Below are 214 nucleotides of genomic sequence, written 5' to 3' on the forward strand. Positions count from 1 at the left end.
GAAGCCGGACCTGCCGGGGGATGCGGCGATGGCCCGGGACCGGATCCGGGCCGGGACGATGGGGGCCGAGGACGTCCTGCACGACCTGGGTGCCATCGGTATCACCTCGTCCGACGCCCAGGGCATGGGCCGGGCGGGGGAGACGATCCGGCGGACCTTCGCGATGGCGGCGAAGATGAAGGGCGAGCTGGGTCCGCTGGCCGGTGACGGCGAG

General features: G+C 73.8%; 1 pseudogene. It reads left to right on the forward strand.

The window, feature by feature from the left end:
- Window positions 1–214, forward strand: a pseudogene (locus IO30_RS41185) (urease subunit alpha); the annotation flags it as partial.

Origin of the sequence: Streptomyces xanthophaeus, assembly GCF_000725805.1 — a bacterium.
Lineage (GTDB): Bacteria > Actinomycetota > Actinomycetes > Streptomycetales > Streptomycetaceae > Streptomyces > Streptomyces xanthophaeus.